A 13,910-nucleotide genomic window follows, 5' to 3' on the forward strand; every position below is an offset into this window, starting at 1 on the left:
CGACTCTATTCCTTATGGAGTTCCCTCTTCACGATAAAGAAGGAACTTAAATTAAAGTAGTTAACCGATTTAAAATCGATTATTTAGCGTTACGAGCTTCGATAACAGCCTGTGCAACGTTGTTTGGTGCTTCATTGTACTTCAGGAACTCCATAGAGTATGAAGCACGACCTTGTGTCTGAGAACGCAGGTCAGTAGCATAACCGAACATTTCGGACAATGGTACTTGTGCACGAACGACTTTACCAGTAGGCAGGTCATCCATACCTTCAATCATACCACGACGACGGTTCAGGTCACCAATAACATCACCCATGTAGTCTTCTGGTGTTTCCACTTCGACTTTCATGATTGGCTCAAGCAGAACAGGTTTAGCTTTTTTGAAGCCATCTTTAAACGCGATTGAAGCCGCAAGTTTAAACGCCAGTTCAGAGGAGTCAACATCATGGTAAGAACCGAAATGCAGACGAACACCCATGTTAACAACAGGGTAGCCAGCTAATGGGCCAGATTTCAGCTGCTCTTGGATACCTTTATCAACCGCAGGGATGTATTCAGTTGGAATTACACCACCCTTGATTTCGTTGACAAATTCGTAGTCCATTGGCAGACCGTCTTTATCGTTTTTGTTCAGTGGGAACATATCGATAACGACATGACCGTACTGACCACGACCACCAGACTGTTTCGCGTGTTTACCTTCGATGTCAGTCACTTTAGCAGTGATTGCTTCACGGTAAGCAACTTGAGGTTTACCAACGTTCGCTTCAACTTTAAATTCACGACGCATACGGTCAACCAGAACGTCCAAGTGCAATTCACCCATACCAGCGATGATAGTCTGATTAGTCTCTTCATCACTTGATACGCGGAATGATGGGTCTTCTTGAGCCAGACGGCCTAATGCGATACCCATTTTTTCTTGGTCAGCTTTAGTTTTTGGTTCGATTGCAACAGAGATTACTGGCTCTGGGAATTCCATACGCTCCAGGATGATTGGCGCATCAACTGCACATAAAGTATCACCTGTAGTTACGTCTTTCAGACCGATTGCCGCCGCGATGTCACCAGCGCGAACTTCTTTGATCTCTTCACGTTTGTTAGCGTGCATCTGAACGATACGGCCAAAACGTTCTTTTTTCGATTTCACTGCGTTCAGAACTGTGTCACCTGAGTTAACAACACCAGAGTAAACACGGAAGAACGTTAAGTTACCAACGAATGGGTCAGTTGCAATTTTAAATGCTAATGATGAGAATGGCTCATCATCACTTGCGTGACGCTCTGCAGGTGTGTCTTTACCGTCATCCAGAATACCATTGATTGCAGGTACATCTGTTGGCGCAGGTAAGTAATCAACCACTGCATCCAGCATCGCCTGAACACCTTTGTTCTTAAATGCAGAACCACAGGTAACCAGGATAATTTCGCTTGCAAGAACACGTTGACGTAATGCAGCTTTAATTTCTGCTTCAGTCAGTTCTTCACCGCCCAGATATTTTTCCATCAGTTCTTCTGATGCTTCTGCTGCGGTTTCGATCAGGTTGTTGTGCCACTCTTCAGCTGCTTCTTGCATGCTCGCAGGGATATCTTCGTATTCGAAGGTAACGCCCTGGTCTTCATCGCTCCACTTAATTGCTTTCATTTTCAGCAAGTCAACAACACCTGTGAACGCTTCTTCTGCGCCGACTGGTAATTGCAGTGGAACTGCGTTAGCTGCTAAACGTGTTTTTAATTGCTCAACAACACGTAAGAAGTTCGCACCCATACGGTCCATTTTGTTAACGAACGCGATACGTGGAACTTTATATTTGTTAGCCTGACGCCATACAGTTTCAGACTGTGGCTGAACACCACCAACTGCACAGTAAACCATTACTGCGCCATCAAGAACACGCATAGAACGTTCTACTTCGATTGTGAAGTCAACGTGTCCCGGGGTGTCGATGATGTTGATACGGTGTGGCTCATACTGTTTTGCCATACCAGACCAGAATGCAGTAGTCGCTGCAGATGTGATAGTAATACCACGCTCTTGCTCCTGCTCCATCCAGTCCATTGTTGCAGAACCTTCGTGAGTTTCACCAATTTTATGGTTTACACCAGTATAGAACAGAATACGTTCAGAAGTTGTGGTTTTACCGGCGTCGATGTGTGCACTGATACCGATATTACGATAACGTGCTATGGGCGTTTGACGGGCCATTTTTTCCTCTCTCGTGGGCGTTCAATGCTTCATATAAAGGGTAGCAAATGGCTACCCTGAGATACATCACTAATGTAGGTAAGAAATTATTACCAACGGTAGTGTGCGAACGCCTTGTTAGCTTCTGCCATACGGTGAACGTCTTCACGTTTCTTAACAGCGGAACCTTTGTTCTCAGCAGCGTCTGATAATTCATTTGCCAGGCGAAGTGCCATAGATTTATCACCGCGTTTACGAGCAGCATCAACGATCCAACGCATTGCCAGGGCATTACGACGAACCGGGCGAACTTCAACTGGAACTTGGTAAGTTGAACCACCAACACGGCGGGATTTAACTTCCACAGTCGGACGCACGTTATCCAGTGCTAATTCGAATGCATCAAGTTCAGTTTTACCAGAACGCTGAGCAAGGGTTTCAAGTGCGTTATATACGATTGCTTCAGCAGTAGATTTTTTCCCGTCTACCATCAGGATATTTACAAACTTGGCCAGTAATTCTGATCCGAACTTAGGATCTGGAAGAATTTTACGTTGACCTATTACGCGACGACGTGGCATGGATATGACTCCGTTGTTAATTCAGGTTTGTCCAAAACTCTACGAGAGTATTTTGACATTAAGATTAAAATGTTTGGCCTTACTTAACGGTAATCCATTAAGCCTTAGGTTTTTTCGCGCCGTATTTAGAACGAGCTTGCTTACGGTCTTTAACACCAGAACAGTCCAGTGCGCCGCGAACGGTGTGATAACGCACACCTGGCAAGTCTTTAACACGACCGCCACGGATAAGGATTACGGAGTGTTCCTGCAAGTTGTGGCCTTCACCACCGATGTAGGAAGATACTTCGAAACCATTAGTTAAACGAACACGGCATACTTTACGTAATGCTGAGTTTGGTTTTTTAGGAGTGGTAGTATATACACGAGTACATACGCCACGTTTTTGCGGGCAAGCTTCCAGTGCTGGAACGTTGCTTTTCACAACTTTCGAGCTACGAGATTTGCGTACCAGCTGATTAATAGTTGCCATTATTAAAAAAGCTCCTGGTTTTTTTGCTTCGTAAACACGGATTTTGACCTCGTTCGCCAACATGACGATACACGAGGACGCGAAATTTTATTGCCGACTGAGTCAGGTGTCAAGAAATATACAACTTTTAGTGCCTTTATAGGGCAAAATGTTGTTTTTGGACTTCTGTTAGCTTCACAAAACCTTGATATGTGATCACAGAAACGGCGGGTGATAGGGTATTTTGCAACCCTCGAGCGTTAATATCGACATCCAAGGCATATAATTGTGCCCCCGTTTTTTGTAATGCATCAAGGAAAGGTGACTGTGATATTGCAGTAGCCACGCCATCTTGCATCAATAAAACCGCGTCTTTATCTGTCATTAGGCGAAGTATAGCCGAAAAATCACAGTTAAACGGAGATGTTGCTAATGTATAAAGCATAGAAACGATCCTACTATAGATCAAAACGCAACCCAAGCTTAAAATACGAACAATCGATTAAAATTTCAACACCACATCGCAAGCGGCTAATTTTAGCTGAATTTCACATGGGTTGAGGATTTTAGGCGTAACAACATACTCACCGTTTTCAGGTAACCCACGTTCCCGAAGGGATTCCCGACAAAGATAAATATTTTCAATGTCATATAGCGGTAATATTTTAAATGTTGCGATATAGTCCCGCGCAAGAATGGCTTTAGGTTGTTGGTTTACTCGCAGTTGAAAGACGCCATCAGCAATAAAAAACACCTCAATTTCATCCGTTAATGCAGATGTTGCCAGCAAGGCATCCAACCCTTCTCGCCCACTTGCATTTCCATGGGGCATTGTCGTAAAAACGAAGGCAATTTTTTTCACGGGATACCTTACTTTCTTAAAATTGAAGGGTTCTATCTGCTGTCATCATGGCTTCCGCTAAGCTACCTAACCCACTCATCATAAACCCACTCGCTAAATTATTGACTGGTAATGATAAGTTTTGAGCCTGTTCTTGATCAACTACACCACGCCGTAACGCCGCAGAAACACAAATATGCATCTCACAACCAGCGTCTTTTGCCAATTGCTGCCAAGCCGTGAGTAAATCGAACTCGTCCGTTGCGGGGGATGTGAGTAAGTTTGCGTTCAGCACGCCTTCACGATAAAAAAATATGGTTTTTAACGTGTGCCCTTCTTCGAGAAGGGCTTTGGCAAATTGATACGCACTTGCAGCTTGTTGCGTCCCATATGCTGGGCCCGTCACCAAGATGCAGTACGTTAATGGATTAGCGTGACTCATTCACCACTCTTAAACTGACGAATGTACAAATAAACGGTGTGTTTTGAGATATTTAAGCGATCTGCAACTTGGTTAATCGCATCTTTGATATCGAAAATACCTTTTTCATACAAATTCAGAACCACTTGTTTGTTCTTCGCATTATTCGATACGTTACGGTCAGCGCCCACTTCTTCAATGGTGTATTCTAATGTTTGAGCAACTAAATCATCAACGGATGAAGCAAAGTTTACATCTGAAGTCACTTCTTGTTTTGTTTCTGGAACAAACGATTGAATAATTTCGGAGAAAGGCACATCTAAGTTCATATTGATGCACAACAAACCAATGACACGCTGCTTACGGTTGCGAATCGCAATCGTCACTGATTTCATTAAGTCGCCGCTTTTCGCTTTAGTAAAGTAAGCTTTAGAGACGCTAGATTCTTCATCTGCCATATCGTGCAGCATACGCAGCGCAAGGTCAGTAATTGGGGAGCCAATTTTACGCCCTGTGTGCTGGCCGTTAGCAATCCTCACCGCAGAACAATTCAGGTCTTCCAATGAGTGAAGAACGATTTCACAGTGCCCACCAATTAGCATTGCTAAGCCATCAACCGCCGCTTCATATGATTTTAAGATTTCGTGGTCGGTTTCAGCAAAAGGCTGGTTATCCAGTATATTAATATCGCTGAGGTCGTGTGACTGTAAAGAATCTGACATTTTCAACATCATCCTTCTAATGTAAACATTTCATCCAGTTGACTAATAAGGCATTCATTATTCGACTAATTTGCCTTTATTGCACCGCATATAATCAACAATTGTGATGATAAATAATAAAATAGAGTCTTCTGAAGTTAAAACTCCAAGACGTCGCCGTCAAGCGAATGAATGCAAGACAGTCTGTTTTATCACAAGTTTTAAACAATTTGGGGATTTTTTTGCCGAAAATTCACCACGGTTAGACTCTGTTGCCACGCCAGGCAGTGACTTATCTAAAACTGGATCATAAGCCTTGATTCCGCATAATTTATAACGAAAAAAACAACTTACTTGCCAGTAAATATAAATTTCCCATTCTCTTTAATGAGTTTTCATTAATAATACATTTAAATCGAAACCATAATTAAAACTATAAAATTATAATTCCTTACCATTTTATTTGGCCAGAATAGTATTAAGATATTATATTCAATTATTCAAATTTAATAATGATGTAATTCTATCCACATGCCAAATTAATTAATGAGGTTTATTTTGATTAAACGAAAAATCTACATGCTAATTATTTACTTCCTAATAGTTTCATTTAGTGAAATATACGACTTATTACTGCTCATCACTGGTGTTGTCACAATACATGTTGATAAGCTGACTATCTATTCAATCGTCTTTACCTTACTGATTATGGTAATGCGCTCACTGCTACTTACCTCTGTGCTAAATTATTCATTACATATTAAATCCATATTTAAACGTATTTTTGTGTTAGCCATTTCATTAACATTAATCGTTGATGTGATTAACCTTTTTGTTTTCTATTTATCAAATATTGATATTTCATATTTTACGCCTTTCCATATCATTAGAAATTCACCTAAAACGTTTATATTTTTAACCGTATTATCCACTGCATTTTCTTTATTTTTAAATAAGGAGCTCTCATGGCAGGAAACAAAGATATCATAATTCCAGTAAAATTTGGAACATGGTCTATTTGGTACTCGATACAATCTTACATTGGCAAACATAAATATACTGTCTCATATGATTTTAGAGACTCAGCGATGGAGATGCCATTTGAGGTTCAAATTAAGTATATGGATGGAGCTAAAACTAGCGTAGTAACCACACTAGGCCCAGGGAGCCACATTGTTGAAGGTGACGGCGCAGGCAGCGATTATATTCGATTACGCTCGTTGTCGTTCGGGTTTGGGAGTGTTGCCGTTACAGTTCCAAATTGATGCCATTAATTTGGGGGTTAGGCGTTAGTTACCTTGAGAACTTTAGAGTAACTAAGCTGATGGATATTCAATGCTAGATTGAAGACACTATTTTTTATTTTGACTTATTGCTATTAATAAAAGTACAATGAAAATTGTAATTTTTAGTCCTTAACTTAATTCGCGTTATTTTTAAATAATAACGCTAAGCATCCACTTATATAATTTAACCCAAGATTAATAACATGGACAAAACCTTACCTAGAGTTAAGAGTAGTGGTTTTTTATTTTTATACTTCATTTTTATACTCACGCCTCAGCTATTTAATTTATTCTCGTTATTATTAGCTAACGAAGATATAAACTCGATTGACTTTCTGGACACTTCACTTTTATTTACATTATTTGTTATTATTACCAAAACAATTTTATTTTTTGTTTTTTTTAATCTATCACTCTCAGTAAAGCCTATCGTATTGCGTTCATTTTTATATTTTTTAACTTTTTCTTTAATCGCCGAGGTTCAGCGCTATTTGTCGTGGTTATCTTCTGGTATAGATATGAGTCGTTACATCATTTTTTCTGCTGTTTTTAATTCAATATCTTTACTTATATACAGCATCATAATATCTACTTTATGCTCTATGTTTTTAAATAAGGAGCTACCATGGCAAAAAACAAAAGCATCTTAATTTTCTTATTTGTATAAAAAAGCCCAAGACAAATGCCTCGGGCTTGATGACAACTAAAATCTATTTTATTTAGCCGCTGGTTTGATATCTAATAATTCAACATCAAAAACTAAAGTTGAGTTAGCTGGGATACCCGGAACGCCGTTTTCGCCATACGCTAAATCAGCGGGGATCACTAACTGCATTTTGCCGCCTTTTTTCAGGTTGACTAAACCTTCAGTCCAGCCTTTAATGACCGAGTTTAATGGGATAGTCAGTGGCTCGTTACGTGAGTAAGAGCTATCAAATTCAGTACCATCAATCAGAGAGCCTTTGTAATGAACGACAACGGTTTCATCTGCTTTAGGTTTAGCGCCTGTACCGTCTTTTTCAATTTTGTACAGTAAGCCTGATTTGGTTTTCACTACGCCTTTTTCTTTAGCGTATTTTTCACGGAATTCAGCGCCTTTTTTCTCATTACTTGCTGATTCGTCTTTCATTTTTTTATCGGCAGCTGCTTTAACTTGCCCTTCGAACTGACGCAGGGTTTCTTCAACTTCTGCATCGGTCATTTTGCTTTTACCATTGAATGCATCTTGAACACCCGCCAACAGTTGTGCGTTATCCAAGTTAATACCAATAGTTTTTTGTTCTTCTAATGAATTCTGCATGTAGCGACCTAAAGAAGCGCCCAGTGCATAAGCATTACGCTCTTCAGCATTTTTAAATGCGCTACTTTGTGCTTTGGCTTCCGCTGCCATAACTTGCGGAGCAGTGAAAGTAAGTGCCAACGTTGTTGCCAGAAGACTTGCCTTAAACAGTGATTTCATCCTAATCTCCGATGATTTTAATGCGAACCTATTTGAATAGTAAACCCAATGTTAACCATTCATTTTATGATAATGCCCCTAGTGCTTTGGGTCTCATTATTTATTTGTGATAGAAACAGTATAATCATTTCTTCAGACAACATTAACAAAAAGAGGTTTCATCGCCTATATGTTTAACTAAAACTTATCTGTTGATTTGTAATGTTCGGTTATTATGATGGTTTGATTATGATGAAAACGCCTAAGGAGAGTCGAAAATGGACTCATCTCATTCATTCGAACAACGTTTAGAACTTTTAGAAAGCAAAGTGGCTTTCCAAGAATTAGCTATCGAACAGCTAAATCAAGTGATTACTGACCAACAAATGCAGTTGACGCGGATGCAGGAACATTTACGCATCGTCACGGAAAGGCTGAAATCGTCGCAAGATTCCCATTTGGCGCGACCAGAAGAAGAAACACCGCCGCCACATTATTGATAGCGACAAAAAAGGAAGCTTTCGCTTCCTTTTTTTATTCTAAAACAAACACTAATACAGCGTATTAGTGGCAACCGCAGCCACCTTGTTTGTGACCATGGCCGTGACCTTCGCCACCACCACAACAACCGCCTTCTGAACCGTGGCTATGACCGCCACCGCCACAGCAACCACCTTCGTGGTCGTGGTCATGGTCGTGACCATCTGCGCCATGAACGTGACCATGTGCGATTTCTTCTTCTGTTGCTTCACGGATGCCCATGACTTCAACATTAAATTTCAGGTTTTGACCTGCTAACATGTGGTTACCGTCAACGATAACTTCGTCGCCTTCAATCCCTGTGATTTCGACAGGAACAGGGCCCATGTCAGTGTCAGCTAAGAAACGCATGCCAACTTCCAGCTCATCAACACCCATAAAGACATCTTTAGGAACGCGTTGAACTAAGTTGTCATCGTATTGACCGTATGCATCGTCAGAAGCCACTTCAACATCGAAGTTTTCACCAACAGAACGGCCTTCTAACGCTTTTTCTAGACCAGAAATTAAAGAACCACGGCCGTGCAAATAGTCCAGTGGCGCGCTTGCCGGGGACTCATCAACTAAAACACCGTCTTCTGTTCTTACTTGATAAGCCAAGCTGACCACCAAGTCTTTTGCTACTTTCATGACATCTCCTACTACCCGTAAGGGGAAAATTTTTTGCCAATTGTACCGAAAAACAATGATGATGTATTGAGAATTGACAAATTTCTCTTATTCAGGTGTAAAAATACCAATCACCTGCTCTTTTTGCCTTACGTGCTCGGTGGCAACCTCCCCCGCTTGGCGTTGTTGGTCGCCACAGTTGACGCACTCCACCACATCAATTTTATCTTCACGCCACATCATCAACGTATCTTGTGATTGGCATTTCGGGCAGGTCGCGCCTGCAATAAAACGCTTACGTGTTGAAGCCATTTCTTACCCTTATTGTTCATTGTTCCAGCTATGTGGCTGCCAGTGTTCTCTTTGCATCTCTTTTTCAAATAGCTCATTGAGCTCACGACGCGCTTCTTTTACACGTGAAATTTGCCCGCTATCGCTATTTTCACTTTCGGGATAGACGTCCCGCAACATGCGCATATCTAAGCGACGGAAATGCTGTTTTGCCCGGTAGGCTTTGTGTGGATGCATACCGGTACTAATTAATGCCTTGCTACCAAGCTCCAAAGCACTAGAAAATGTTTCACGGCTAAAGTCGGTCACGCCACTGTGCAATAATTCATGTGCCTCCAGACGGCCTTTTGCTCGAGCAATAATATGCAAGTTAGGAAAGTTTTCTTGGCAAATTCGCACAATTTCCATCACTTCCTCAGGCACATCACTGGTGATCACAATGGCTTTGGCTTTATCAGCCCCCGCTGAACGCAGTAATTGCAGCTCTCGCGCATCACCGTAATACACGGTATAACCGTAGCGACGCATTGTGCCAATCGCAGTCACATCTTGTTCAAGTACCGTGATTTTGACTTTATTGGCCATTAATAAACGCCCAACCACTTGTCCCATACGGCCAAAGCCCACCAAAATAACATGTGGGTCGTTATCTTCCACAAATGGCTTTTCACTGGATGCAGGTTGCTGATTATATCGGTAGTTCAAATAAGCATCTATCAGCTGCATCACAAGTGGCGTTGTCATCATCGAAAGTGTGACCACCACCAGCAAAAGATCCATTTGGCGTTCATCAATGACACTTGCCCCAAAAGCCGTCGCATAAATAACGAAGGCAAATTCACCGCCTTGGCTTAAGACACCAGAAAATTGGGCTCGAGCGCCATTACGCAGCCGTGCAGCAAAACCAAGCAAATACAGCACCAACGCTTTTACTGCCACTAAGACCACCACGGCAATCAATACCTGAGGTAAATAAGTCCACAGTACTTGTAAGTTAAGCGACATCCCTACAGAGATAAAAAACAGCCCCAGCAATAAGCCTTTAAATGGCTCAATGTTGATTTCCAATTCATGGCGGAATTCTGTTTCCGCTAACATGACTCCTGCCATAAAGGTACCTAACGCCATCGAAAAACCGAGGCTTTCCATAATCAACGCAGAACCTAATACCACTAAGAGTGCAGCGGCGGTAAAAATTTCATGCACACCCGATTTTGCAGCTAGCCTAAACATCGGACGTAATAAGTAGCGACCAACCACCCATAACCCAAAAAAAGCAACAACTTTTAAGCCAATTTTTTGCCAGTCGCTGGTTGCCGTATCCCCTGCCAATAAGGGGATCAATGCCATAATCGGGATCACCGCCATATCTTGGAATAGCAAAACAGAAAAACCAAGCTGACCGCTCTCTTTATTGGACATGCCCTTTTCGTTCATCAGTTGCAGTGCCATCGCTGTTGATGACATTGCCATCCCCAGCCCACCCACAATGGCGGCTTGCCATGAAAATTTGGCAAGAAACAGCAGTGATGCCATGATTGCTGCGGTGACCACAACTTGAACGGTGCCTACACCAAAAATCGAACGCCGCAGCTCCCATAACTTAGAGGGTTTTAACTCTAAGCCAATTAAGAACATTAAAAACACGACGCCCATTTCAGAGAAATGCAAAATATCATCAACATTATGGATAAAGCCAAGTACAAATGGCCCAATCATAATCCCTGCCAATAGATACCCAAGTACCGCGCCCAAACGAATTTTCTGGGCAATGGGTACCATGATGACACCCGCGCAGAGGAAAATGATAACAGATTCAAATAGCCCCATATCTGACATTAGGAAAGCCCTCCCGCACTCAGCGGTTGTTGTATCCATTGACGGTAGTCATCAATAAGCTGTTGAAAATGGGCTTTAGGCTGTCGACGTGCCGCATAAATAATAGTCGGCTCCAGCCATTGCATATCACACATTAATGCGGTCAATTCAAATGGACGAAGTATTTCTGTTAAAGGGTAACGGTTGTACCCATCGTGTTGGTAGGCATGGATAGGTTCCCCTGTTGTAATCACCGAGCGCCAATATTTGCCTTTTAATTTTTGATACCCCATATCGGTGGCGAAACGGCGAGTTAATACGCGGTCAAACCACTCTTTCAACAATGCGGGGCAACTATAAGTATAGAGCGGATGCTGAAAAACAATTACATCATACAAGCACAACAGCTTTTGCTCCGCGGTCACATCAATAAAATAGTCGGGGTATGTCGCGTATAAATCATGTACCGTGACATGTTCAAAATCACGCACCGCATCAAGCAGTGCCTTGTTGGCGATAGATTCATCAGGGTCTGGATGGGCATAGACCACCAGCACTTTTGGTGTATTTGACATCTTTCCCTCCTCAAAGGCGTGTCAGACGGAACATTTTCCGTTACCATGCAGCCTGCTATACTCGTCTTACTTCACGTTGCAGTGTTGTTGACTACGCGCATTCGCACTAGTCACCTACTTAAGTAGGCTCCTCGCGACTCATTTGCTTGTCGCCTAACTGCACTGTGAATTATTTAGAGTATATACGTTGATAATTTAACATATTTTTAATAGACGGTTGCTATGATTGTTTTCTCTTCACTCCAAATTCGTCGAGGCGTTCGTGTTCTTTTGGACAATGCCACGGCAACGATTAACCCTGGCCAAAAAGTTGGTTTAGTGGGTAAAAATGGCTGCGGTAAATCGACGCTGCTTGCGCTATTGAAAGGCGAATTACAAGCTGAAGCAGGCTCTGCAACGTTTCCAAGCAACTGGTCTATGGCATGGGTCAACCAAGAAACCCCTGCATTAGATGTGCCCGCTCTCGAATATGTCATTGACGGTGACCGTGAGTTTCGCGCCCTTGAACAAAAACTTGCCCAAGCTAATGAAAAAAATGATGGTAATGCCATTGCTGTCGTCCATGGGCAATTAGATGCTATCGATGCGTGGACAATCCGTTCGCGTGCATCAAGTTTGCTTCATGGTTTAGGTTTCAGCCAAGCGCAATTAGACTCTCCCGTAAAATCATTTTCGGGTGGATGGCGGATGCGTTTGAACCTGGCGCAAGCGCTACTTTGCCGCTCTGATTTGTTGCTACTTGATGAACCAACTAACCACCTTGATTTAGATGCGGTGATTTGGCTGGAAAAATGGCTGAAAAGCTACCAAGGCACGTTAATCTTGATTTCCCATGATAGGGATTTCCTCGACCCAATTATTGATAAAGTGTTGCATATTGAACAAGAAACTATGTTCGAATACACGGGCAACTACTCTTCATTTGAACGCCAGCGCGCAACAAAACTGGCTCAACAACAAGCGCTGTATGAAAGCCAACAGGCTAAGGCCGCACACCTACAAAGCTATATCGACCGCTTTAGAGTGCAAGCAACCAAAGCAAAGCAAGCACAAAGCCGTATTAAGATGTTGGAAAGAATGGAAATGGTGGCACCTGCACACGTGGATAACCCATTCCATTTTTCATTCCGTAAACCTGAAAGTTTGCCAAATCCATTATTAAAGATGGAAAAAGTCAGCGCGGGCTACGGTGAAAAAATCGTTTTGCAATCGATTAAGCTGAACTTAGTGCCAGGTTCACGCATTGGGTTACTGGGGCGTAATGGCGCGGGTAAATCCACATTAATTAAGATGCTAGCAGGTGATTTACCGCCATTACAGGGTGAAATTTCCCTCGCTAAAGGCATCAAACTGGGTTATTTCGCCCAGCACCAGTTGGAATACCTGCACCCTGAAGAATCTCCATTACAACACCTTGCACGCCTTGCCCCAGAGCAAACAGAGCAACAGCTGCGCGACTATTTAGGTGGTTTTGGTTTTAAAGGCGACCAAGTGACAGACCCTAGCGGCCGTTTCTCTGGTGGAGAGAAAGCACGTTTGGTGCTAGCACTCATCGTCTGGCAACGCCCAAATCTGTTGTTACTCGATGAGCCAACCAACCACTTGGATTTGGACATGCGCCAAGCCCTCACCGAAGCCTTGATGGCATTCGAAGGCGCATTAGTCGTGGTTTCCCATGATAGGCACTTGCTAAGAACCACCACTGATGAGCTGTATTTAGTTCACGGCGGTGCAGTAGAACAATTTGATGGTGATTTAGAAGATTACCAACAATGGCTTGCCGAGCAAAACAAGCTCGAATTGCAGCAAGTGCGTGACCAGCAAGAGAAAGACAAACCCGCCGCTGCGGCAACAGTCACCGCGCAAGATAGGAAAGATCAAAAACGTCGTGAAGCGGAGTTCCGCCAGCTAACTCAACCAATCCGTAAAAAAATCACGGAGTTGGAAAAGCAGATGGAGAAATACTCTAGGTCACTGGGCGAGTTAGAATCGAAGCTTTCTGACGCAGCAATTTATGAGCAAGATAAAAAAGCAGAGCTGACTGAATGTTTGAAAAAACAAACGGAGCAAAAATCCGCCCTTGAAGCGGTTGAAATGGAATGGATGGAGCTACAAGAAAAACTGGAAGTGATGACCAGTGAGTTTGAGGCCAACTAGTTATTCTGCCATTAAT

Annotated in this window: 15 protein-coding genes; 3 read left to right on the forward strand and 12 right to left on the reverse strand. The window is 42.5% G+C overall.

Annotation, left to right across the window (positions count from 1 at the left end):
* Positions 1-79: 79 nt before the first annotated feature.
* The 7 genes from fusA to PSF27_RS08155 form a co-directional block, all read right to left on the reverse strand.
* Complete coding sequence (gene fusA, locus PSF27_RS08125) at positions 80-2,206, reverse strand: elongation factor G (RefSeq protein ID WP_206084799.1); 2,127 nt, start codon at positions 2,204-2,206, stop codon at positions 80-82.
* A gap of 89 nt (positions 2,207-2,295) precedes the next feature.
* A complete protein-coding gene (gene rpsG / locus PSF27_RS08130) occupies positions 2,296-2,766 on the reverse strand; it encodes a 30S ribosomal protein S7 (RefSeq protein ID WP_004262486.1) in 471 nt (156 codons plus the stop codon).
* Between the two features lie 97 nt (positions 2,767-2,863).
* Positions 2,864-3,238 carry a 30S ribosomal protein S12 gene (gene rpsL, locus PSF27_RS08135; RefSeq protein WP_004265905.1) on the reverse strand — a complete coding sequence of 125 codons (375 nt, stop codon included), beginning with the start codon at positions 3,236-3,238 and terminating at the stop codon, positions 2,864-2,866.
* 136 nt (positions 3,239-3,374) lie between these two features.
* Positions 3,375-3,662: a sulfurtransferase complex subunit TusB gene (tusB, locus tag PSF27_RS08140; RefSeq protein ID WP_206084800.1), complete on the reverse strand. Its 288-nt coding sequence runs from the start codon at positions 3,660-3,662 to the stop codon at positions 3,375-3,377.
* A 57-nt stretch (positions 3,663-3,719) separates the two neighbouring features.
* Positions 3,720-4,079, reverse strand: a complete 360-nt coding sequence (tusC, locus tag PSF27_RS08145) for a sulfurtransferase complex subunit TusC (RefSeq protein ID WP_206084801.1) — start codon at positions 4,077-4,079, stop codon at positions 3,720-3,722.
* A gap of 16 nt (positions 4,080-4,095) precedes the next feature.
* A complete protein-coding gene (gene tusD / locus PSF27_RS08150; RefSeq protein WP_206084802.1) occupies positions 4,096-4,500 on the reverse strand; it encodes a sulfurtransferase complex subunit TusD in 405 nt (134 codons plus the stop codon).
* Positions 4,497-5,201, reverse strand: coding sequence for a helix-turn-helix transcriptional regulator (locus PSF27_RS08155; protein WP_206084803.1), 705 nt, complete (start codon positions 5,199-5,201; stop codon positions 4,497-4,499). The genes tusD and PSF27_RS08155 overlap by 4 nt, the downstream gene beginning before the upstream one ends.
* Before the next feature lie 944 nt (positions 5,202-6,145).
* On the opposite strand from PSF27_RS08155, the gene PSF27_RS08160 reads away from it, so the two are divergent.
* Positions 6,146-6,445, forward strand: a complete 300-nt coding sequence (locus PSF27_RS08160) for a colicin Z C-terminal domain-related protein (protein WP_272681254.1) — start codon at positions 6,146-6,148, stop codon at positions 6,443-6,445.
* Between the two features lie 736 nt (positions 6,446-7,181).
* Here PSF27_RS08160 and fkpA read toward each other — a convergent pair.
* Entirely contained in the window at positions 7,182-7,925 is a 744-nt protein-coding gene (gene fkpA / locus PSF27_RS08165) for an FKBP-type peptidyl-prolyl cis-trans isomerase (RefSeq protein ID WP_206084805.1), read from the reverse strand.
* A 257-nt stretch (positions 7,926-8,182) separates the two neighbouring features.
* Between fkpA and PSF27_RS08170 the strand changes: the two genes are divergently transcribed.
* Positions 8,183-8,404, forward strand: a complete 222-nt coding sequence (locus PSF27_RS08170; protein ID WP_206084806.1) for a SlyX family protein — start codon at positions 8,183-8,185, stop codon at positions 8,402-8,404.
* A gap of 64 nt (positions 8,405-8,468) precedes the next feature.
* Here PSF27_RS08170 and slyD read toward each other — a convergent pair whose 3' ends face one another.
* The 4 genes from slyD to kefG form a co-directional block, all read right to left on the reverse strand.
* Positions 8,469-9,074 (reverse strand): peptidylprolyl isomerase, encoded by a 606-nt coding sequence (gene slyD / locus PSF27_RS08175; protein WP_206084807.1) that lies wholly within the window; start codon positions 9,072-9,074, stop codon positions 8,469-8,471.
* A gap of 87 nt (positions 9,075-9,161) precedes the next feature.
* Positions 9,162-9,365 carry a YheV family putative zinc ribbon protein gene (locus PSF27_RS08180; protein ID WP_206084808.1) on the reverse strand — a complete coding sequence of 68 codons (204 nt, stop codon included), beginning with the start codon at positions 9,363-9,365 and terminating at the stop codon, positions 9,162-9,164.
* Positions 9,366-9,374: 9 nt separating this feature from the next.
* Positions 9,375-11,183, reverse strand: coding sequence for a glutathione-regulated potassium-efflux system protein KefB (kefB, locus tag PSF27_RS08185; protein WP_272681255.1), 1,809 nt, complete (start codon positions 11,181-11,183; stop codon positions 9,375-9,377).
* Positions 11,183-11,737, reverse strand: coding sequence for a glutathione-regulated potassium-efflux system ancillary protein KefG (kefG, locus tag PSF27_RS08190; protein ID WP_219245452.1), 555 nt, complete (start codon positions 11,735-11,737; stop codon positions 11,183-11,185). The genes kefB and kefG overlap by 1 nt, the downstream gene beginning before the upstream one ends.
* Positions 11,738-11,959: 222 nt before the next feature.
* On the opposite strand from kefG, the gene PSF27_RS08195 reads away from it, so the two are divergent.
* Entirely contained in the window at positions 11,960-13,894 is a 1,935-nt protein-coding gene (locus tag PSF27_RS08195; RefSeq protein ID WP_206084811.1) for an ABC transporter ATP-binding protein, read from the forward strand.
* Positions 13,895-13,910 lie beyond the last annotated feature (16 nt).

Source organism: Providencia sp. PROV129, assembly GCF_028482245.1.
GTDB lineage: Bacteria > Pseudomonadota > Gammaproteobacteria > Enterobacterales > Enterobacteriaceae > Providencia > Providencia vermicola.

What these genes read in the sequence shown, in the direction of transcription:
- kefG (WP_219245452.1), bottom strand. Translation starts at nt 11,737, where the DNA reads ATGTCAAATACACCAAAAGTGCTGGTGGTCTATGCCCATCCAGACCCT.
- slyD (WP_206084807.1), bottom strand. Translation starts at nt 9,074, where the DNA reads ATGAAAGTAGCAAAAGACTTGGTGGTCAGCTTGGCTTATCAAGTAAGA.
- rpsG (WP_004262486.1), bottom strand. Translation starts at nt 2,766, where the DNA reads ATGCCACGTCGTCGCGTAATAGGTCAACGTAAAATTCTTCCAGATCCT.
- PSF27_RS08170 (WP_206084806.1), top strand. Translation starts at nt 8,183, where the DNA reads ATGGACTCATCTCATTCATTCGAACAACGTTTAGAACTTTTAGAAAGC.
- kefB (WP_272681255.1), bottom strand. Translation starts at nt 11,183, where the DNA reads ATGTCAGATATGGGGCTATTTGAATCTGTTATCATTTTCCTCTGCGCG.
- PSF27_RS08180 (WP_206084808.1), bottom strand. Translation starts at nt 9,365, where the DNA reads ATGGCTTCAACACGTAAGCGTTTTATTGCAGGCGCGACCTGCCCGAAA.
- tusB (WP_206084800.1), bottom strand. Translation starts at nt 3,662, where the DNA reads ATGCTTTATACATTAGCAACATCTCCGTTTAACTGTGATTTTTCGGCT.
- PSF27_RS08155 (WP_206084803.1), bottom strand. Translation starts at nt 5,201, where the DNA reads ATGTCAGATTCTTTACAGTCACACGACCTCAGCGATATTAATATACTG.
- fkpA (WP_206084805.1), bottom strand. Translation starts at nt 7,925, where the DNA reads ATGAAATCACTGTTTAAGGCAAGTCTTCTGGCAACAACGTTGGCACTT.
- fusA (WP_206084799.1), bottom strand. Translation starts at nt 2,206, where the DNA reads ATGGCCCGTCAAACGCCCATAGCACGTTATCGTAATATCGGTATCAGT.
- PSF27_RS08160 (WP_272681254.1), top strand. Translation starts at nt 6,146, where the DNA reads ATGGCAGGAAACAAAGATATCATAATTCCAGTAAAATTTGGAACATGG.
- rpsL (WP_004265905.1), bottom strand. Translation starts at nt 3,238, where the DNA reads ATGGCAACTATTAATCAGCTGGTACGCAAATCTCGTAGCTCGAAAGTT.
- tusD (WP_206084802.1), bottom strand. Translation starts at nt 4,500, where the DNA reads ATGAGTCACGCTAATCCATTAACGTACTGCATCTTGGTGACGGGCCCA.
- PSF27_RS08195 (WP_206084811.1), top strand. Translation starts at nt 11,960, where the DNA reads ATGATTGTTTTCTCTTCACTCCAAATTCGTCGAGGCGTTCGTGTTCTT.